This window comes from Variovorax flavidus, from assembly GCF_030317145.1.
GTDB classification, from domain to species: domain Bacteria; phylum Pseudomonadota; class Gammaproteobacteria; order Burkholderiales; family Burkholderiaceae_C; genus Variovorax; species Variovorax flavidus.
In genome coordinates this window covers 1-19,976 of record NZ_JASZYE010000018.1, presented here as the reverse complement: position 1 = coordinate 19,976, position 19,976 = coordinate 1, and the positions used below count along the sequence as shown (strand labels likewise).

The following is a 19,976-nucleotide window of genomic DNA, read 5'->3' as shown; positions in this document are numbered from 1 at the left end:
ATCGCGGCGCTCTATTCGGCCGCGACATCCCGGGCCAGCAGCCCAGCGCATGCAGGAATTCGGTAGTGCGTTGTGGGCCGCAGCCGACGAACTCGCCGCCATAGGCGATGCGTCTCCCCTGCTGAAGTCGTCCAACGTAGGGACCTGGGGCAATGTGGCCGACATGTCGGCGAGCCGCGGACGAAGGTCTCAATAAGCGCGGTTGGCCTGGACGGTGCATGCGCGGACAGAGAGCGCTACGTCCGGAACGCCGTTGCCCGTGACCAACACCATTGCGTGTGTTTGGGCCACCCCAATCTCAATGCCCGCGAGCGGTATGCCTAGAACGGGTGGTGAACGGCTGCTTTGGAGGAAGGCGTACAGCCGGTTTGGGCCCGAAGCGCCTGGTAGCCGACAGGCTACAGTCGGCCAGGAGCCGCTATCCACCAACGACGGCTTTTCCGCCCCGCCATCGCTTGAACCCACCGACTACCGCCCCGGCCCTTTCGCTGCCGCATCTTCCAGCTTCCGTAAAACGTCATCCACATTGAAGCTCGACGGCTTCTGGCGAGGCGGAAAGTCCTTGAAGGTGCTCAACCACTTCGCGACGACGGCCTGCGCTGGCACGATGAAGAACAGCTGGTTGGAAGTCTCGAACGGCTTTGCGCTTTCGTCCGCCCTCTCGAAAGGGTCTGACCGCAGGTTGTAAGCCCGGGGGATGCGGTAGTTCGTGAATTCCTTGGTCCAAACGTCCAGGCCGGTCGCCATCTGCTGGAGGAAGTTCAGCTTGATGTTCTTCAGCCGGATGCCGCACAGCTGTCCATCGTCGTTCCAGTAGATAAATTCCTGGCGCGGCCACTCTTTCGTCTCTCCCTTGAAGGCCGGCATGAGGTTGTAGCCGTCGAGGTGGACGTGGAAAGACTTCTCGCCGAACTTCGAACCCTTGAGGCACTTCTCCTTGACGTCGGGATCGCCAGCCGCTGCTGCGAAAGTCACCAGCAGATCCTCGTGGGCGCAGATGTCGTTGACGATCGTGCCCGGCTTGATGACGCCGGGCCAGCGCATCACCATCGGGACGCGAAAGGCGCCTTCCCAGTTCGTGGCTTTCTCGCCGCGAAATGGCGTCTGCCCTCCATCAGGGTAGGTCATCACCTCGGCGCCGTTGTCGGTCGTGAAGATCACGATCGTGTTCTCGGCGATGCCGAGTTCATCAACCTTGTCGATCAACTGGCCGACGAAGCCGTCGAGCTCTACCATCCCGTCTGGGTACAAACCGAGGCCGGTCACGCCCTGTGACGCAGGCTTCAGGTGAGTCCAGACATGCATCCGCGTCGTGTTGACGTAGCAAAAGAATGGCTTCCTGGCCCTTGCATGGCGATCCATGAAGTCGAGAGCGGCGCCAACGAATTCCTCGTCCACCGTTTCCATGCGCTTCCTGGTCAGAGGCCCTGTGTCTTCGATGGTCTGCTTGCCGACAGGTCCCCATCGCGGCTGGTCGGTCAAGTCGTCCTTGTCAGTCGCCTTGGACTTCAAGACACCTCGCGGGCCGAACATCGCCTTGAAGCGAGGATCCTTCGGATACTGCGGATCCTCTGGCTCTTCCTCGGCGTTGAGGTGGTAGAGATTGCCGAAGAACTCGTCGAAGCCGTGGACGGTGGGCAAGAACTTGTTCTTGTCGCCAAGGTGGTTCTTGCCGAACTGCCCCGAGACGTAGCCGAGTGGACCAAGCACTTCGGCGATCGTCGGATCTTCCGGTTGAAGGCCGATGTCTGCACCGGGGAGCCCGACCTTCGTCAGCCCGGGTCGAATGGGGCACTGCCCCGTGATGAATGCGCACCGCCCTGCCGTGCAACTCTGCTGGCCATACCAGTCGGTAAACATCGCGCCTTCGTTGCCTATGCGGTCGATGTTGGGCGTCCTGTAGCCCATCATCCCCCGGTGGTAGATGCTCGGATTCATCCATCCGATGTCGTCGCCCATGATTACCAGAATGTTCGGCTTGTCGGCCATTGAGGACTCCTTACGAAGGTGGGCTTGTCGGCTCAGCAAACAATCTACGAATCTAACCCGCCCTGTCCGTAGAAGCCATTGCACCAAGGTGCAAGGGGACGACTGCTTTAGGGTGCTGGATCTGCATTAGCCAAGACCTGCAAAGGGCCCTACCTTGCCGGTCATCATCGACCGTTGTACGTCGGCTCCGCGGCAGCGTTTGCTGCCCTTCCCGGGCGCTCGGCGAATTCACGCTGTGCCGCCGACTGCGGTCATTCAGGCGCCCAATGCGATCTCAGAACCTATGACCGGTTCCAAGGCTTTTCAGACATAGCCGGGCTCACACCCCTTCATCGACTGGGCCATCGCGTTACTGGAACCCAATCGAGCGGCCGCCATTCGCGCCGGGCGGAGTGGTAATCGGGGCTCATGGAAATGACTCAACTTTAGCCGCGCCCGCACGCCGCCTCGATCTAGTCGAGCGCGTCCCGCGCCACTTGCACTGCCGCCTCGAGATCACGCGACCTCTCGTCCCACAACCCGGAGCCAGGCGCTCCATGCCGAGCGACATGCGCTCAAACGCGATTTCAAACTTGGCCCTGGCCTGTAACTCTGGACCTCATTGCTGTTCATCGAACTCCTAACCCAAGCCGGCGGCCGGGTACTGAGGGTCTGGGCCACGTCCCGTGCGCCGGTTCCGCTTCCCCCCGGACGTACGTCCTGCTCGCGCGTCGGCCGCGCGGACCGCTCATGCGACGACCCTCGCGCCGGGGCTAGCTGTATGCGCCTGCCTCGACCATCTAAATGCTCAGTGTCAGGGCGCCCAGAACGGCCTGGTCCGCTTGAACTTGAATTTCAGAATGGAGGAGGCACAGCCTGGGTCTCCACCATGGCTCGGACCTTGCGCGCCAGCGCCGCAATGTCGAAGGGCTTGGTTACCACCTCCATGCCATGCTCGAGCATGCCGTTGCCCACCGCCGCGTTTTCCGCATAGCCGGTGATGAATAGCACCTTCAGCGCGGGCCGCGTCACGCGGGCAGCATCCGCGACCTGCCGACCATTCAAGCCGCCGGGCAAGCCAACGTCGGTCAGCAGCAAATCGATGCGCGTGCCGGACTGCAACATGCGAAGCCCGCCCAGCCCGTCCTGGGACGACAGCACACGATAGCCGGCCTCCTCGAGTTCTTCGACGATCAGCATCCGGATCGTCGCCTCGTCCTCGATGACCAGGACGGTTTCGCCCTCACCCGGGCTCGACGCCTCTTCGGGCAGCAGCACCGGCTCGGATTCGGCTTCGCCGACATGGCGCGGCAGGTAGAGGCACATCGTCGTGCCCTGACCCAGTTCCGAATAGACCCGCACTTGCCCACCCGACTGCCTAACGAAGCCGTACACCATCGACAGGCCCAGCCCGGTGCCCTGCCCCATCGGCTTGGTCGTGTAAAACGGCTCAAAAGCACGCGCGATCGTGGCAGCCGACATCCCCGTCCCTGTATCGGTCACGCAAATCGAGATGTACTGCCCGGGCGCCAGATCGTGTTCGGCCGCAGAGCGCGCGTCGAGCCACTTGTTGGCGGTTTCGATCGTCAGTCTGCCGCCATGAGGCGCCATCGCATCGCGCGCGTTGATGCAAAGGTTTAGCAAGGCGCTTTCGAGTTGCGCGCCATCGACTTTCGTGGACCAAAGCCCGCCCGCACCCACGACCTCCACCTCGACGCTCGGGCCCATCGTCCGGCGAACCAGGTCCTCCATGCCGCCGATCAACCGATTCGCATTGAGGGCCTTCGGATCGAGCGTCTGCCTGCGTGAAAACGCGAGCAGCCGATGCGTGAGTGCCGCGGCGCGACGAACCGAATCGTGCGCCATGCCGATGTAACGCTCAGCGTCGTCGAACTTGCCGGCGCCGAGGCGACGCGAGAGCACCTGCAGGCTAGTGCTCATGGCGCCGAGCAGGTTGTTGAAGTCGTGGGCAATGCCACCGGTCAACTGGCCGATGGCCTCCATCTTTTGCGACTGGCGCAGTGCCGCTTCGGCGGCCAACAGTTCGCGCGTGCGCTCCTGCACCTTGGCCTCCAGCGTTTCGTTGGCCTCGCGCAGCAACAGCACCCCGTTCGCGCGCTCCGCCGCGGAGCGTGTGCGCTCCGCGATTTCGCGCACAAAGGCGAGTTCATCCGAGGACCAATGACGGACGCTCGCATCGTTCACGTAGAGCACCGCGACCAGCCGGCCTTGCTCCACCACCGGCACGTTGACAAACGATCGGGCGCTGCGCCCCTCCAGCGCACCGGACGCCTGCGATGTTCGGTCGTCCAGCCGGACATCCACGATGCTGATGAACTCCTTGCGCTTCAGGCTCTCGATGAAAGAGCCGTAGTGGCGCAGCGGCGTATCGCCCGCTAGGCTTTCCACGCCCGGCGCCGTCCAGTCGCGGTCAACGTGCAGTGTGTCGGTTGCGACGTTGATCGTTCCATAGCCCACGCGGCTGACCCGAAGGGTTTCGCCCAGAAGTCGCGCCGCGGCATAGGTGATCTCATCGGGGTCGTCGATGTCGCGCAGGCGCTCGGGAAAGTCGGCCAAGGCGTCACGCAGGCCGCGTGCGACCTGGCGTGCGGTTTCGTCCCGTGCAATCTTGAGGAAGCCGCCCGCGCCGCCGTCTATCGGCGCCGGCAGGGGCCGCAACGAGCCACTCATGAACACTCGCGTCCCGTCCTTGCGCAGATGCCAGCGCTCAGCGTTGGCGCAGCCTTCGCGAACCGCGGTGGCAAATTCCAGGCTGGGCACATCGTCGCGTCGATCTTCGACGGTATAGAGAACCGACACCGCGCGCCCAACGATCTCCTGCACCGGCCAGCCGAAGATCTCCTCGGCGCCGGATGACCAGTCCGTGATGACGCCGTTGGCGTCGGTGGCGAAAATCGCATGGTCCCTGGCGCCGTCGACGACGAGCGCGAGGCGCATATCGCTCGCACGTTGCGCGACTTGCGCCGCCATCCGGTCGGTGACATCTACGCCCTCGACGAAGATACCCGTCACAGCGCCCGCCACGTCGCGGATGGGCTGAAAGACAAAATCGACATAGCGTTCACGCACTTGGCCACTTTCCGGCGTCTGTACGGCGAATTTCGCGCCGTTGGCCGCATACACCTCCCCGGTCCGGAACACCTTGTCGAGCAAGTCGACATAGCCCTGCTCGGCCGCATCTGGCAACGCCTGCGCCACAGTGCGCCCGACCAACTGGCGATTTCCCACGAACTGCATGTACGCCGGGTTCGCCAGTTCGAAGTGATGCGATGGCCCTGACAGCATGGCCATGAAGCTCGGTGCCTGCTCGAACAGTTGCGCCAGTCGTTCCTTCTCTCGCTCCAGGTGCCGCTCTGCCATCACCTTGCCCGTGTTCTCCACAACGATTGCCATCACGCCGACCGGAATTCCAGCTTCGTCCAGCATCGGCGAATAGTCCAGGTCCATCCAGGTAGGGGCCGTCTTCCCCTGCCGCTGCAGCATCAGCTCCTGGTCGCGGTAGCTGAGCGTGCCGCCGGCAAGCACGACTTTCATGACGTTGTCGATGAAATCGGAGGCCTCGTCCCAGCCGTCGTGTACGCTGGAGCCCAGCAGGCGTGGATGGCGTTCGCCTGCGAAGACGGCATACGCATTGTTGTAGATCATGACGCCATCTCTGCCCCAGAGCATCACCATGGGAACGAGCGATCGAAGCATCAGCGACGTAGCCGTTTTCATGTGCGCTGGCCATTGATCAATCGGCCCGACTCCGGTGCGCCCCCAATCCAACGACCCTATCAGCTGTGCAATTTCGCCGCCTCCGGTCAGAAACGGCAGTGGCGCTGGGTCGCTTCGCATTTCGTCCTCGATCAAGGGCTGGGTTGCGGATACTACCGGTCGGTTTGCAGACCCCGGCAAGGGGCTCTTGCGTTGCGAGTGACTTCTACATTTGATTCGTGCGCAGTGCGGAAGCGCAAACCCTTCCCATCCGTAGGACGGAGGCGTGTCTACGGCACTTCGTTCTGTGAAGCGCCGGCACTCGAGGTTGTCTTGATGAATTGGCGAAGGCGAATGGACTCCGTATTCGCCCTGTAGGAAACCGCCTACGTGTACCGCACGAAGGTCGCAGCGGCCAACATCGTGTCGGATCAGCTATGACGCACGCATTAGGGCCGAGCACCGCATCATCACACTGGGACCGGATGGATGCGGTGGAGCTGGAAGGGCTGCGACGCCAGTGGCAACTCTGGCGTCGAGAGGGTTTGCACTGCCGCCGGAGTGAAACGTTCGAGAGGAACTGTGACCGCTGCAACCTCGCTACCGCCGAGTCGATCGACGTCGGATGTCTGGACCGCCACGGCCGTTTCCGTATCCGCCTGCCTCATCTCGGCAAACAGCGACCACGCTGTCATAAATAGCGCCGCAATGATCGGGCCGAGAACGAACCCATTGATCCCGAAGATCGCCATACCTCCAATGGTGGACATTAGGACGATGTAGTCTGGCATCTGCGTTTCCTTGCCCACCAGCAGGGGTCGCAGCAAGTTGTCGATCAAGCCGATTACAACGACACAAAAGGCGATGAGACCAATGCCCTTGAGCACTGACCCGATGGCGAGCAGGTAAAGGGCCACCGGCAGCCAGACCAGGGCCGCACCAATGGCGGGCAACAGCGAAAGGAACGCCATGAGCACCCCCCAGACCAGCGCGCCCTGCACACCAAGGAACCAAAAGGCCACGCCACCAAGCCCCCCCTGCACGAGCGCCACGGCCACATTTCCCTTGATCGTCGCGCGAGTCACGGTCGTGAACTTGTTCAACAAATAGTGCGTGTGTGGCTTGGCCAATGGGAACGCATCGCGTACGGTCTTGGATAGCTCCGCGCCGTCGCGCAGCATGAAAAAGAGCAGATAGAGCATCACCCCAAAGCTCACCACAAACTCGAAGGTGTTCTGTCCGACGCTAAGCGCCCGGGCTGCGATCAACTGACTGCCTTGGGCTGCCAGGCCTTCGATACGCTGCTGGATGCCGGTCATGTCCCCGAGGCCGAAGCGGTTCATCAGATTCGTCAGCCAACGTGGGAAGGCGGCAACGATCTGCTCGAAATAGGCGGCGAAGTTCAACTGCCCCGATTGGATCTTGTCGCTCAGCACCATGATGTCCTGCACCAGGGAAGCGCCGATAGCGGCGAGGGGCAACATGACAACCACCGTACACAGCAGTAGTGTCAGCAACGCCGCGAGCGACCTGCGTCGGCCCATCGCTTTGCTCAGCCTCCTGTACAACGGACTGAAAAGGATGGCCAAGGCAATCGCCCACATCACTGCGCCGAAGAACGGTTGCAGGATCCAGAGAAATCCGAGGGTCACCCCTGCAAGCAGGACGAAGAAGACGGTGCGCTGCACACTGGCGGTGTTCATCGAAGAAATCCGATCGAAAGTGATAGGCAGGCGACGAGGCTCACGCCAAGCCGCGGATCAAACGAGGATGCGGCCGTGCGTACGTATGAGCTGTGGGACAGTGCGCCGACACGCGCAAGAGGAAGTCGCTATGACTCCGGCGCACGCCACACCTCATCTAACCAAATCGGAACGGTGCCGGCCATTGCGTGGAGCGTCCCGGAGTGGTTACCGCCGCACGCGCCAGTGATCACGAAGTGGGCAATCGGTGCCGGCAGTGGCGCGCGAACGTCATCGGGAGGCCCGCGCTGAACAGCGCTCAGGTGCGGTGACTTCCCGGTCCAGACTTCGTAACTGCGCCGTCTTGGAACCTCGGGTTGCTCTGCATGGTGCGGTACGAGAGAGCCCAAATGCACGCCAGGACGAGCGGAAACATGAAAAACGCTTTTACCAAGTAGTGGGCGAAAGACCCCAGAATTCCTTGTTCTAGGCTGTCATGGTCCCAAGCTACAAGGATCAATGCGAGGCAAGCAGTGATGAACAAGGCGACCGCTAGCGCGTAAGCGAAGGACCTCCAGACCAGTGCGCGCACCTTTTGGCCCTTTGTGGCTGATGCAGCCTGAAGAAAGCCACTCTTGTCTCTGCGCGCTAGAGTCTTTGGGCGTCCCTCCAGATCCTTCTCGACCTTCGCCCTCTCGATGAGCCGCGCACGCTCCTCAATATCTTGGATCGCATCTGACATCGCTTGTTCCTTCACGACAGCGTTCACCGAGCGCGGACATGCCCGAAGATCATCCTACGCGCCGCCATCGCTATTCACCATCAACCCGCTGAGTAACCCTTCTGATCGCCACCCTCCCGCAATTCGGCCGCAGCGATTGCGCGGCAGCAACGATCCCATCCAACGGTTCCCGATATGGCGACCTCAGCGTGTGGTTGCGCCTGGACCCGCGATGGAAAAAGCTTCGCGATGAAGACAGGTTCGCCGCCATGATCGAACGTTGAAGTTTCCAACATGACCCGGAGGGATTGGTTACGCCAACCGGGGGACACCGCATTCGGGAGGCCTGCGCCGAAAAGCGTTCCAAGGGCAATTGCTACTGCCGGATGCCGGAAGCGTACGATGGCCTTTCCTCGTACAAGCTCCCGAAATCAGGCTCCGACGTTCGAGCGCCATTCGTCCCAGCGAGACACCGCGCTACTCGCACACGCCAAGGATCTCGACCGAAAAACCGGGCGAAGCCGAGGCCAGCAAGTGGCGAAGGTCATCCGTACGACTTCTGCAGGGGAAAAGATGAAATCGATCGTACATCTCGCATTCGTCGCGCTGCTGCTCGTTGTGGCGTTCCACGCTGGCGCAACTGGGACGAACAGGCTGTGCAACGGGCGACAGACGGACGTCGTCTTTGCCGTCATCCATGAAAGGTCGGACGACTCGGCTTCGCGATGCGACCTTCAGGGATCGCGATGCTACGTGTCGCTCCAAGGCTGGTACACCATGAAGCCGGGCGCATGCATGGATGTCGACGTGGGAAATCGATGGGAATCCTATCTGTCTATCTTCGTCAAGGATGCAGCGGCCGGACAGTACAGGCCAGAAATCTTCCCAGTCAACGATTGGTTCTATAAGGACAGTGACGTGAAGAACTCCGGGGTCGTCAACGTCACTGCGTGCATGCCTGTCGGGCCATTCAAGAAAAAGCAACCTGGTGCGCTCGCGCTCGTTCTGAATTCAGCAGTCGCATGCGATCCCGGCGAGGCTCTGCATCCGGTCAACTTCGTCATCCGTGGCGGTCCGGAAACCTACGTCATGGTTACTTTGAACTAGAGAACTGTATCAATCGGATTGGTCACCACGTCGCACTCGGTTCTTTAGCGTGAAGCACTTCTTCGCGCTTCTTCAAGGAGCACCGGCGTATCTCCGTCGATCTTCAAACAAGAGGGCGGCGCGCGATCCGCCACCGGTGACCGCTGCCGGCATCCCGAGGGAGAGGATCTAGAGGTGACGGCGTGTTCGCGGGACACGGCGCACCTGTCGAGTGTTGCTTCGGTGCTTACCGATCCGGCAATGGAGAACTTACCGGCGGGCCTGTGGACGAGCCTAGCGAGTTGGCTCCTTTCTCTACCGCCCCTGACTCAACCGACGTACCCCATGATCTGTCAGGTATTCGAAACCTTTTCGATCGGCTGCCACCAAGCCGTTAGACCTCAGCCGGTGTGATACGACGACGGTCGGTTCATTGGGAGCGCTCTTGCCATTCTCGCTTGCTAGCCTCTGCAGCCTGTTCCACTGGTCGTTGTTGAGTTGGATTTTCTTCGCCATATCGTGTATTGAATCCGATGGGGACGCCGTTGTCGATTCTCAAAGGCACGAAGTTGGGCAACTTTGCGTTCGATCAAGTGACCGACCTCGATATGGTCGTCAAGTTGAGTGCCGTGAAGGCGCTTGGAATCGATCTCACAAAGATGCTGCTGGGTAGCGCGCTGGAAACCTTGTAGCGAATCGCGCGCAATGGGTCTGTACGCCACCGCACACAAGTCGGGCACACCCCGAATGTCTGGCTCCATGCCGGAGACTCTCGCGCCGTAGCGGGCGGACAGCATGCCTGCTCGGGTCATCCGCGGTCGCCAGCGTCGAGCCGCGCGCGATCAATTCGAACGCGGCCGCGCGCGGAGGAGCTCGACAGCGTTTCGAAGTTCCTGCGCGTCAGGGTCCGACGACTGGCAGTCGCTGACGAACGCCGCAACAATGACGGGCTCTCACCCCTATTGCCGGAGGCACGCATGACCGATACGAGTTTCGAGCACCACGGGCATCAAGTCGAGATCAAGGCCTGGCAGGCGGAAACCCGTTGGGCATGGTCGTTCCAGATCGACGACAGGTTGCCGGTCGAGAACGTTCAAACCGGCGCGCGGTCGGAGGAATCGGCGCTGATCGAGGCAAGGCACGAAGCCATCGCGGCGATCAAGGCGCTCCACGGTCAGTAGCCCGCGTGCATGCGCCGTAGGCCCGCCAGAACCGAGACAGTCACCGGCATCGAGGAACCTCCCATGACAGGAGGGCGCCGAAGCAACCTCTACCAGCGCCGGATGACCGTCCTTGCATCGTGAGGCGATTCAGGATGCGTGTCTGTGCGCCGCCGCACGCAGTGCCTGCAGGCCGTGTGCGATAGCGAACATCGAATTCGCTCATGTGCCTATACTGACCCAGGCTCGCGCTCACGAGCGCCCCCCAAGGTCATCCCGACGCCAGCATTCCGGAGGAAGCAATGGCCATTCGGCCCGAACCAAGAAAGAACCACCTGCTTGGGGCGCTGCCCGATGCCGAATGGCAGCGCTGGCTACCGCAACTGGAAGCGGTCGAGATGCCGCTGGGCCATGTGCTCTATGAGTCGGGCACCACGCTGAGCCACGTCTATTTTCCGACAACCTCCATCGTCTCCCTGCTGTACGTCATGGAGAACGGCGCTTCCGCGGAGATTGCCGTGGTCGGCAACGAAGGCATCGTGGGCATCTCGCTATTCATGGGCGGGGAGTCCACACCCAGCCGCGCCGTCGTGCAAAGCGCAGGCCATGGCTTCCGGCTCAAGGCAGAGGTGATCAAGGAGGAATTCAAGCGAGCTCCTGTCCTGCATCTCCTGCTGCGATACACCCAGGCGCTGATCACGCAGATGGCGCAAACCGCGGTTTGCAACCGGCACCACTCTCTGGATCAGCAACTGTGCCGCTGGCTGCTACTGAGCCTGGACCGGCTGCAGGGCAATGAACTCGTGATGACGCAGGAACTGATCGGCAACATGCTCGGCGTGCGTCGCGAAGGCGTGACCGAAGGTGCGCTCAAGCTGCAAAGGGCTGGGCTGATCAGCTATGCGCGTGGGCACATCTCGGTGCTGGACCGGCAAGGGCTGGAGCAACGCGCCTGCGAGTGCTATGCGGTGGTCAAGAAGGAATACGACAGGCTCCTTCCGGCCAGGCTGGCAATCTAGGCGCTACGCAAAGCCTCAGCTGGAACCTGCCGGGTTCACCATCTTCGTGACATCCGCGACCTGCTGGGACATGCGGGCCTGTGCTTCGGCAGCCATCCCCATGAGGCTCTCGGCGTGCTCTCGCGCGAAGGTCGAATAGTTGTCCGTGAGACTGCGGATCAGCTCGGCCTGGGCCCCGGAGGCGGCTGCCCCTCCAAAGGTCTTTTGTGCCAGCTCCATGTACTTTTGCGCGCTGGTGTTGACCAGGTCGACCATTTCCTGCGACTGTGCAAATTGCATGATGAGTTCCGCATTCGCGGAGGAAAGCTTGACGAAGGGCTGAGTGAGGTTTTGCATGGGGACCTTTCCGGCGGGTGAGGATCAAAGCTCACTTGTAGGGCGCGCCCGGACCGCCGTCTGTGCGGTGGCAGACAGTCGCACTGAGCAATTGCGCGCAAAGTGCATCCTCCCGCCTCTCACGGAGCATGCTTGGCCGCCATCGAGAACCACCTCATCGAACTGCTCCCACACGACGACCGACGGCGTCTGCTGGACAGCTGCGAACCGATCCAACTGGTACTGGCCGAAGTGATCCACGAGCCAGGGGTTGCGACCCGGCACGCCTACTTTCCCGTCGACGGGTTCATTTCACTGGTTGCACGCGTCGACGAACATCCTGGGCTGGAAGTCGGCATGGTGGGTCGTGAGGGGATGCTGGGCTCCAACCTCGCGCTCGGCGTTGAGATTGCGCCGCTGCGCGCGCTGGTGCAAGGCGCTGGCGCGGCGTGGCGCATCACCGCTGCCGACTTCCAGCGCGAACTGGCACGCAACGCGCCACTGCAGCGGGTGCTGGCCCGGTACATCCAGGTTTCGATGTCACAGTTGGCCGCCTCGGCGGCCTGCCTGCGCTTTCACCAGATCGGACCACGCCTCGCGCGTTGGCTCCTGATGAGCCAGGACCGCGCGCATGCCGACAGCTTTCACGTCACGCATGAGTTTCTCGCCTACATGCTGGGCGTGCGCCGCGTAGGCATCACGCTGGCCGCCGGTGGGCTGCAGCGCAGCGGGTTGATCGAGTACAACCGCGGCACCCTCAAGGTGCTCGATCGTCCAGGGCTCGAAGCGACGGCCTGCGCCTGCTATGCCGCGGACGAGAAAAGCTATGCGGGATTGCTTTGACCCACGGTCTGTGCGCTGCCGAACCGACAAGCGGCGGTGCGCGATGTACAACGGAACATTGGGCTCAGCCCCTGTTCGAGCAAAACGCCATGGAATACGACTGCGACTCCACACGACTCTCCTATCATGGCTGGGAAATTCGCAGCCATCTCACCCACGCATCCTTCGACGGCACCGTGGCGGCCGGGGCGATGCTGTACTTGGGAGAGGCATGCCGATGCCACATCATCTCGTGCAGGCAATTCGCCAACGGCGCCGATGCCATCCATGCCATTGAAACGAAGGCCTCGCTCTGGATCGATGACCGCGAAAGCAATCCCAGGACCTCCCATGTCGAACCCTCCCTTCTTTCATGAGGCCTCGGGCTCCGTCCATTTCTGGGTGACCATCGATGGCACGCTCGTCGGTGCGAGCATCGGCAAGGAAACGCTGCACTACTGCTATCGGTCGACCGCTATTGACGACCAGCCGCTGGAGACCTACCAATTGCACGCGCAGGAGCTCGATGCGGCCGTGCGCCGGCGCGTCGCGGGCGGCTCGGTCGAGCCGGTGATGTTGCGCGACTACGACCTGCACGAGGCCGTGGGCAAAGGCATTGAATAGGCCTGCGGGCCGCCATCGTTCCGCCTATAGCAAGCTTCTCAGCTTCACGAAGGCCAGGCCGGCCAAGACGGCATCGTCGAGCGCGTCGTGCGCCGCGCGAAGAGGCAGCCCCAGGTCATTCATCATGGTAGCGAAACGCAGATCGATCGTGCCGCCGCGCAAGTGCGCAGGGAGCTGCCGATTCCTGTAGTCGTAGTACATGGCCGACACCTCGATCTTCGGCTGCGGGAGCCGCAGGCCGAGCAAGGGCCAGATCTCGCGGTTGAGCATCGCGACGTCGAACTCCAGGTAGTAGCCCACCAGCGGGCGGCTGCCGATGAATTCCATCAGCCGGCGCATGGCCTGCGCTGCGTCGATGCCGAGGGCGACGTCCTGCTCGCGCAGCTGATGCACCCGCACGTTCTCGGCCGTCATTGACCGCTCGGGCCGCACCAGCAGTTCGAGCCGCTCGCTGGTCAGCAGCCTGTTGCCCACGATTCGCACCGCGGCGATCGAGATGATGCGGTCGTGGCGCACGTCCAAGCCGGTGGTCTCGCAGTCGACCGTCACCCACTCGCCGTCGGGCGGCGCGTCGTACATGAACGCGAAGTGAGGGTCGGCCAGGTGATAGAGCAACCATCTGCGCCGCAACGCACCCACCCACCGCGGCTTCACGCGCGCTCCAGTTGGAACTGGTGTCGCACGAGTTCCTTGAAGCGCTTGACCACCGCGAGCGCATCCTTCAAAAGATCGCGCTCGAGACTGCTCAACCGTTCGACCTGCACGCTGCCGCTGAACCCATGCCCGGCATCCGATTCGGCCAGACCGGCTTTCAGCTTGAGGCCCATCAGGAAGTGGAGACTGTCGCCGAGGTCGCCGGCCAACTCAACCGGGATTCGACCGTTGGCCACCAATGCGTCGAGCCGCGCGATGGTGCCCGTGGCCTGCACGTGGTCGCGCAGTGCCAAGCTGCGCACGCCGTGCACGATGGGAAAGATCCCGGCCCGTTTCAGATCGAGCGATTGCGGCTCGTGCTCGCCGAACAGCAGCAGGCGGCTCCACCACCCACCGGGCGCGTCGGGGAACAGGTCGATGGGCGCAGCGAAGCGGCTGAGCAGCGCATCGTTGGCAGCCACGAAGGGACCGATCTCGGCGCGCACAGCGCCGAGCAGCGAAGCGTCGCCTGCAACGGCATGGGCGTCGATGAAGGTCGCCAGGGCGATCAGCCCCTCTGGATCAGGCCGGAGCAGCCACCGACGGACCCGGATGCAGAAATCGCTCACGCGGTGCCGCCAGGCCGGATTGCTGACCATGATCCCGCCCGGGCATTCGGGATAGCCGAAGTTACGCAGCGCCGCTGAAAAGCGCAGGCATGCCGATTCCACGACGGCGTCAGCAACCGTCGTGTCGTCCCGCAGCACCAGTCCGTTGTCCTGGTCGGTCTTGAGCAGTTGCTCGCCGCGTCCTTCGCTGCCCATCACGAACAGGCAACTGTCGGCCAGCAACTCGGGCGGCGCGATCAGTTGCCAGGTGCGCTCGAACAGCTTGGCGTTCAATGCCTGTACCAGCTTGCCGATCTGGCCGACGCGCGTCCCGCTGCGGTAGAGCAGCGCGATGAAACCCGTGATCTTTCCGGCTTCGGACCGGAGTTCGTCGAGGCTCTGTGCCCGCACGATCCGCACCGTAATGAGGTACGAATGATTCGACAGGAAGCTCAACAGGTCGAGTTGCTCTAGCAAGCCGACGATGCGCGACCCGTCGGCCACCACCAGCCGGTGCACCTGATGACGGATCATCAGCGCCAGCGCATCGAACAGCGGTGCGTCCGGCGCGATGCTCACCAACGAAAAGGTCGCGAGCTCGCGCACGGGGCGCCGGTCCAGCGGCTGGCCGTCGACGACTGCGCGCTGCAGTGCGGTGTTGGTGAAGATGCCGAGCCGATCGCCGTCGCGGACCAGCACGCTGCTGGAATGCTCGGCTTGCATCAGGCGGGCGACGGTCACGATGTCGGCGGCGCCTTCGACCACGTGCGCAGGCCGCAGGAAGGCCTCCTCGACGCGCGACATCGTCAGCGCATGCATCTCGCGCTGCTCGTGGCGTTGCGCCAACGCACCCAGTTTGTTCGACAGGTCGGAGAACAGCAGCGCGCCGAAGGTTGCGTTGCGGGCGATCAGGGCATTGACGGCGGCCTTCGCCAGGAGGTACGTCACCACCTCCTCTGCAGCGACGAAGCGGCTGCTGGCGAGGCCCGCCATGAGCGAGCGGCCGTCGAAGCAATCGTTGGGGCCATAGCCTGCCACTGCCTCCCCCGCGTCGAACTGCGAGACGTGGCCCTTGATGATGATGAACAGATGCGAAGGCTCGACCCCCGGCTCCAGGATCGCCTCCCCCTCGCGAAAGTAGGCGATGTCGACGCTATCCCGGACTATCTTCTGCTCGGCCTCGTCCAGGCAGTCGAAGGGCGAGGCCGAAAAGTCGAAGGCATTGGGCATGGGCGCGGGATGCGATGAATCTCAGTGTCCAGACGCGCCCTCCGCGCCGATGCCCGTCTCCGAACGCACCTGCTGCGCCAGGAACCCCGCCCGGTCTTTGGCCGCACGCGGGCTCTTGTCCAGAACCGAGAACAGCCAGATTCCCAAGAAGCCGATGGTCATGGAGAACAGCGCCGGCGACTGGTAGGGGAACAGCGCCGAACCCTTGGGGTTGCCCAGCGTGGCCTCCCAGACCGCCGGCGACACCACCGTCAGCACCACCGAGGAGAGGAGCCCGAGAAAGCCCCCTATAACCGCGCCGCGCGTAGTGCAGTCTTTCCACAGCACCGACATCAGCAGGACTGGGAAGTTGGCGGAAGCGGCGATCGCGAACGCCAAGCTCACCATGAACGCAATGTTCTGCTTCTCGAACACGATCCCGAGCACCACTGCGACGACGCCCAGCGCGACGGTCGTGATGCGCGACACCTTCAGCTCGGCCACGCTGTCGGCCTTGCCCTTCTTGACCACCGTGGCGTAGAGGTCGTGCGACACCGCCGACGCACCGGACAAGGTGAGGCCCGCCACCACCGCCAGGATCGTCGCGAAGGCCACTGCCGAGATGAAGCCGAGGAACACGTTCCCGCCTACGGCCTTCGCCAGATGGACCGCCGCCATGTTGCCGCCGCCGATCAGCCCGCCCTTGGCGTCGAGGAACTGCGGATCGGTCAGCACGAAGGTGATGGCGCCGAAGCCGATGATGAAGGTCAGGACGTAGAAATAGCCGATCCAGGTGGTCGCCCACAGCACCGACTTGCGCGCCTCCTTGGCATTGGGCACCGTGAAAAAACGCATCAGGATGTGCGGCAGACCGGCCGTGCCGAACATCAGCGCCATGCCGAAGCTGATCGCCGAGATCGGATCCTTGATGAAGCCACCCGGACCCATGATCGAGAAGCCTTCCGCCGCCGCGGCCTCGGGCGGCTTGCCTGCGGCGGTCGCGATGGCGGTCTTCACTTCGACTGCCTTGGCGAACATCGACTCTGGGCTGAAACCGAAGTTCCACAGCACCATGAAGGCCATGAAGGTGGCCCCCGCCAGCAGCAGGCAGGCCTTGATGATCTGTACCCAGGTGGTCGCTGTCATGCCGCCGAACAGCACATACACCATCATCAGCGCGCCGACGATCACCACCGCGATCCAATACTCCAGCCCGAACAGCAACTTGATGAGCTGCCCCGCGCCCACCATCTGCGCGATCAGGTAGAAGGCCACGACCACCAGGGTGCCCGACGCCGCGAACACGCGCACCGGCGTCTGCTCGAAGCGAAAGGCCGCGACGTCGGCAAAGGTGAACTTGCCCAGGTTGCGCAGCCGCTCGGCCAGCAGGAAGGTCACCACGGGCCAGCCGACGAGGAAGCCGATCGAATAGATCAGGCCGTCGAAGCCGCCGACCATCACCGCCGCGGAGATCCCGAGGAAGGAGGCAGCCGACATGTAGTCCCCCGCGATCGCCATGCCGTTCTGGAAACCGGTGATGCCGCCCCCGGCGGTGTAGAAGTCGGCCGCGCTCTTGGTCTTGGCCGCGGCCCACTTGGTGATGAAGAGCGTGCCGACGACAAAGGCGGCAAACATGCCGATGGCCGTCCAATTTGTGGCCTGCTTTTCCATCTGGCCGAGATCGGCGCCGGCAGCCTGCACGCCGCCGGCCGCCGCCAGCAGGACCATCAGGCCCAGCGCCTTTGCAAAGGGGGAACGGCTCATTTCAGGACCGCCTTTGCAATCTCGTCGGTCAGCCTGTCGTATTCGCCATTGGCGCGATGGACGTAGATGCCAGTAATGACGATGGTGAATACGATGACCGCAAGCCCGATCGGCATGCCGATCGTCGTGACGCCGCTGCCGAGGCGGGTGGCCAGGAAGGGCTTGTCGAAGGCCACCAGCAGGATGAAGCCGTAGTACACGACCATCATCGCCGCGGCCAGCCACCAGCCGAAGCGCGAGCGCTTCGATTTCAGCGCCTGGTAGTTCGGGTCGCGCAGGATTCTCGAAGTCAGATCGTCGTCCACGTTCAATTCCTTTCCATGAGCTGCTCGAGCACGGCTGGGTTCTCCAGCGTCGAAATGTCCTGCGTGATCGCCTCGTCCTTGGCTATCGAGCGCAGCAGCCGTCGCATGATCTTTCCGCTGCGCGTCTTCGGCAGGTTGTCGCCGAAACGGATGTCCCTCGGCTTGGCGATGGGGCCGATTTCCTTGGCCACCCAGTTGCGCAACTCCGTCGCGATCTTTCTGGCTTCGTCGCCGGTAGGCCGCGGGCCTTTCAGGACGACGAAGGCGCAGATCGTCTCGCCCGTCGTTTCGTCCGGCCGCCCCACGACAGCGGCCTCGGCCACCAGCGCCGTGCAGGACACGAGCGCCGATTCGATTTCCATGGTCCCCATGCGGTGGCCCGACACGTTGAGCACGTCGTCGATGCGGCCTGTGATGGTGAAGTAGCCGGTCTCGGCGTCACGAATCGATCCGTCGCCCGCCAGGTAGTAGCCCTTGAGTTCCGGCGGGAAGTAGCTGACCTTGAAGCGCTCGGGATCGCCCCAGATGTTGCGGATCATGCCCGGCCATGGCTTCTTCACCACCAGGAGTCCGCCTTGGCCGTTGGGCACGTCGTTGCCGGTCTCGTCGACGACCGCGGCCGCGATGCCCGGGAAAGGCAGCGTGCATGATCCGGGCACCAGCGGTGTCGCGCCGGGCAAGGGCGTGATCATGTGGCCGCCGGTTTCGGTCTGCCAGAAGGTATCGACGATCGGGCAGCGGCCACCGCCGACGTGCTGGTGGTACCACTCCCAGGCAGCCGGATTGATAGGCTCGCCGACTGAGCCGAGGATGCGCAGGCTGGTCAGGTCGTAGCTTCTGGGATGCACCGCCTCGTTGGCCTCGGCCGCCTTGATCAGCGAGCGGATGGCGGTAGGCGCGGTGTAGAACACGCTGACCTTGTGGTCTTGGATCATCTTCCAGAATCGGCCCGCATCCGGGTAGGTGGGAACGCCTTCGAACACAACCTGCGTGGCGCCGATCGCCAGTGGGCCATAGGTGATGTAGGTGTGGCCCGTAACCCAGCCGATGTCGGCTGTGCACCAGAACACATCCTCGTCCCTCAGGTCGAAGGTCCAGGTCGTGCTCACTGCCGCCTGCACCAGGTAGCCACCCGTCGAGTGCTGTACGCCCTTGGGCTTGCCGGTAGAGCCCGAGGTGTAGAGCAGGAACAGGGGGTGCTCGGCACCCACCCATTCGGGCTCGCAGGTGTCGCCCTGCTTTTCCGTCTCCTCGTGCATCCAGTGGTCCCGCGAAGCGTCCCAGGCGATCTGGCCGCCGGTGCGCCGGTAGACGATCACGTCCTTGATCGACTCGCAGCCGCCGAGCGCCATCGCTTCCTCGACGATCGCCTTGAGCGGCAGCTGCTTGCCGCCCCGCAATTGCTCGTCTGCCGTGATCACCATGACTGCACCTGCCCCCGCGATGCGATCGCGAAGGCTTTGCGCCGAGAAGCCGCCGAACACCACCGAGTGCGTGGCGCCGATGCGCGCGCAAGCCTGCATGGCAACCACGCCCTCGACGCTCATCGACATGTAAATGACGACACGGTCGCCCTTCTTCACGCCCCGGGCCTTCAACGTATTGGCCAGGCGGCAGGTCCGTGCCAGGAGGTTGCTGTAGGTGACACGGCTGACCCGGCCATCGTCGGCCTCGAAGAGGATGGCCACCTTGTCGCCCCGACCGCGTTCGACATGGCGGTCCAGGCAGTTGTAGGACACATTCAGCGTGCCGTCCTCGAACCATTTGAAGAATGGCGCGCCGCTTTCGTCGAGCGACTTCGTGAAAGGCGTCTTCCAGCTCACGTACTCGCGGGCCAAACGTGCCCAGTAGGCGCCGTGGTCGGCGTCGGCCTCGCCCACAAGCTTGTGGTAGGCGGGCATGCCGGACACGTACGCGCCCTTCATGACGGCATCTGGTACCGGATAACTAGTCGCTTTTTCGCTCATTGCATCTCCTTGCGCAGAAGGGCTTGGTTCAATCAATCAAGCGCTGAAGGTCCGCACGCCAACAGTCCTACCCTGCGCGCACCCCGTGCTTGAGTCTGTGCGGTAGCACACAGACGGGGAACTTCCTCGGCGCGCGAAGCGCGACTGAGCGCATGCTCACGAACAATGGCGCGTGTGGAGAGCCAGAAAGGGCCCCCATGTGTAATGATCAAGGTCCGCTTTCCGCATAAACGGACACTCGACTGGGATACTTGAAGGACTGTTGAGGGCCGAGGGTGTGTGGAAACTCCATTGATGGTCGCCTATATTGAGCCAACCCGTCTGAACGAGGTGGTGGCCCATGAAGCGATTCATCGAAGGCGAGGACCGTCAGCAG

16 protein-coding genes are annotated in these 19,976 nt (G+C 62.9%); 7 read left to right on the top strand and 9 right to left on the bottom strand.

What is annotated here, in order from left to right; genetic code table 11:
• Positions 1–468: 468 nt before the first annotated feature.
• The 3 genes from QTH90_RS30885 to QTH90_RS30875 form a co-directional block, all read right to left on the bottom strand.
• Positions 469–2,073 (bottom strand): arylsulfatase, encoded by a 1,605-nt coding sequence (locus tag QTH90_RS30885; protein ID WP_286668430.1) that lies wholly within the window; start codon positions 2,071–2,073, stop codon positions 469–471.
• A 750-nt stretch (positions 2,074–2,823) separates the two neighbouring features.
• Complete coding sequence (locus QTH90_RS30880; RefSeq protein ID WP_286668411.1) at positions 2,824–5,841, bottom strand: PAS domain S-box protein; 3,018 nt, start codon at positions 5,839–5,841, stop codon at positions 2,824–2,826.
• A 314-nt stretch (positions 5,842–6,155) separates the two neighbouring features.
• Complete coding sequence (locus QTH90_RS30875) at positions 6,156–7,388, bottom strand: AI-2E family transporter (RefSeq protein ID WP_286668410.1); 1,233 nt, start codon at positions 7,386–7,388, stop codon at positions 6,156–6,158.
• A 1,273-nt stretch (positions 7,389–8,661) separates the two neighbouring features.
• On the opposite strand from QTH90_RS30875, the gene QTH90_RS30870 reads away from it, so the two are divergent.
• The 4 genes from QTH90_RS30870 (at position 8,662) to QTH90_RS30855 (ending at position 11,353) form a co-directional block, all read left to right on the top strand.
• Positions 8,662–9,195, top strand: coding sequence for a hypothetical protein (locus QTH90_RS30870; RefSeq protein ID WP_286668409.1), 534 nt, complete (start codon positions 8,662–8,664; stop codon positions 9,193–9,195).
• Between the two features lie 524 nt (positions 9,196–9,719).
• Entirely contained in the window at positions 9,720–9,866 is a 147-nt protein-coding gene (locus tag QTH90_RS30865; RefSeq protein ID WP_286668408.1) for a hypothetical protein, read from the top strand.
• Positions 9,867–10,151: 285 nt separating this feature from the next.
• Entirely contained in the window at positions 10,152–10,355 is a 204-nt protein-coding gene (locus tag QTH90_RS30860; RefSeq protein ID WP_286668407.1) for a hypothetical protein, read from the top strand.
• Positions 10,356–10,636: 281 nt separating this feature from the next.
• Positions 10,637–11,353, top strand: a complete 717-nt coding sequence (locus QTH90_RS30855) for a Crp/Fnr family transcriptional regulator (RefSeq protein WP_286668406.1) — start codon at positions 10,637–10,639, stop codon at positions 11,351–11,353.
• A 15-nt stretch (positions 11,354–11,368) separates the two neighbouring features.
• Here the strand turns inward: QTH90_RS30855 and QTH90_RS30850 are convergent, their stop codons facing one another.
• The gene (locus QTH90_RS30850) at positions 11,369–11,689 is read right to left on the bottom strand and encodes a hypothetical protein (RefSeq protein ID WP_286668405.1); all 321 of its coding nucleotides are present in this window, start codon (positions 11,687–11,689) and stop codon (positions 11,369–11,371) included.
• 132 nt (positions 11,690–11,821) lie between these two features.
• Between QTH90_RS30850 and QTH90_RS30845 the strand changes: the two genes are divergently transcribed.
• The 3 genes from QTH90_RS30845 to QTH90_RS30835 all read left to right on the top strand — a co-directional run bounded on the left by QTH90_RS30845 (position 11,822) and on the right by QTH90_RS30835 (position 13,114).
• Positions 11,822–12,511 (top strand): Crp/Fnr family transcriptional regulator, encoded by a 690-nt coding sequence (locus tag QTH90_RS30845; RefSeq protein ID WP_286668404.1) that lies wholly within the window; start codon positions 11,822–11,824, stop codon positions 12,509–12,511.
• Between the two features lie 89 nt (positions 12,512–12,600).
• Positions 12,601–12,867, top strand: coding sequence for a hypothetical protein (locus QTH90_RS30840; RefSeq protein ID WP_286668403.1), 267 nt, complete (start codon positions 12,601–12,603; stop codon positions 12,865–12,867).
• Complete coding sequence (locus QTH90_RS30835) at positions 12,842–13,114, top strand: DUF1488 family protein (RefSeq protein WP_286668402.1); 273 nt, start codon at positions 12,842–12,844, stop codon at positions 13,112–13,114. The genes QTH90_RS30840 and QTH90_RS30835 overlap by 26 nt, the downstream gene beginning before the upstream one ends.
• 24 nt (positions 13,115–13,138) lie before the next feature.
• On the opposite strand, the gene QTH90_RS30830 is transcribed toward QTH90_RS30835, so the two are convergent.
• The 5 genes from QTH90_RS30830 to acs are packed head-to-tail and all read right to left on the bottom strand — an operon-like array spanning position 13,139 to position 19,600.
• Positions 13,139–13,768 carry a 3'-5' exonuclease gene (locus QTH90_RS30830; RefSeq protein ID WP_286668401.1) on the bottom strand — a complete coding sequence of 210 codons (630 nt, stop codon included), beginning with the start codon at positions 13,766–13,768 and terminating at the stop codon, positions 13,139–13,141.
• On the bottom strand, positions 13,765–15,585 hold the full coding sequence (locus QTH90_RS30825) for a DUF294 nucleotidyltransferase-like domain-containing protein (RefSeq protein ID WP_286668400.1): 1,821 nt from the start codon (positions 15,583–15,585) through the stop codon (positions 13,765–13,767). The genes QTH90_RS30830 and QTH90_RS30825 overlap by 4 nt, the downstream gene beginning before the upstream one ends.
• A 21-nt stretch (positions 15,586–15,606) precedes the next feature.
• On the bottom strand, positions 15,607–17,328 hold the full coding sequence (locus QTH90_RS30820; protein WP_444814783.1) for a cation acetate symporter: 1,722 nt from the start codon (positions 17,326–17,328) through the stop codon (positions 15,607–15,609).
• A complete protein-coding gene (locus tag QTH90_RS30815; RefSeq protein ID WP_286668399.1) occupies positions 17,325–17,633 on the bottom strand; it encodes a DUF485 domain-containing protein in 309 nt (102 codons plus the stop codon). Before QTH90_RS30815 ends, QTH90_RS30820 begins: the two co-directional genes overlap by 4 nt.
• A 2-nt stretch (positions 17,634–17,635) precedes the next feature.
• Positions 17,636–19,600, bottom strand: coding sequence for an acetate--CoA ligase (acs, locus tag QTH90_RS30810; protein WP_286668398.1), 1,965 nt, complete (start codon positions 19,598–19,600; stop codon positions 17,636–17,638).
• Positions 19,601–19,976 lie beyond the last annotated feature (376 nt).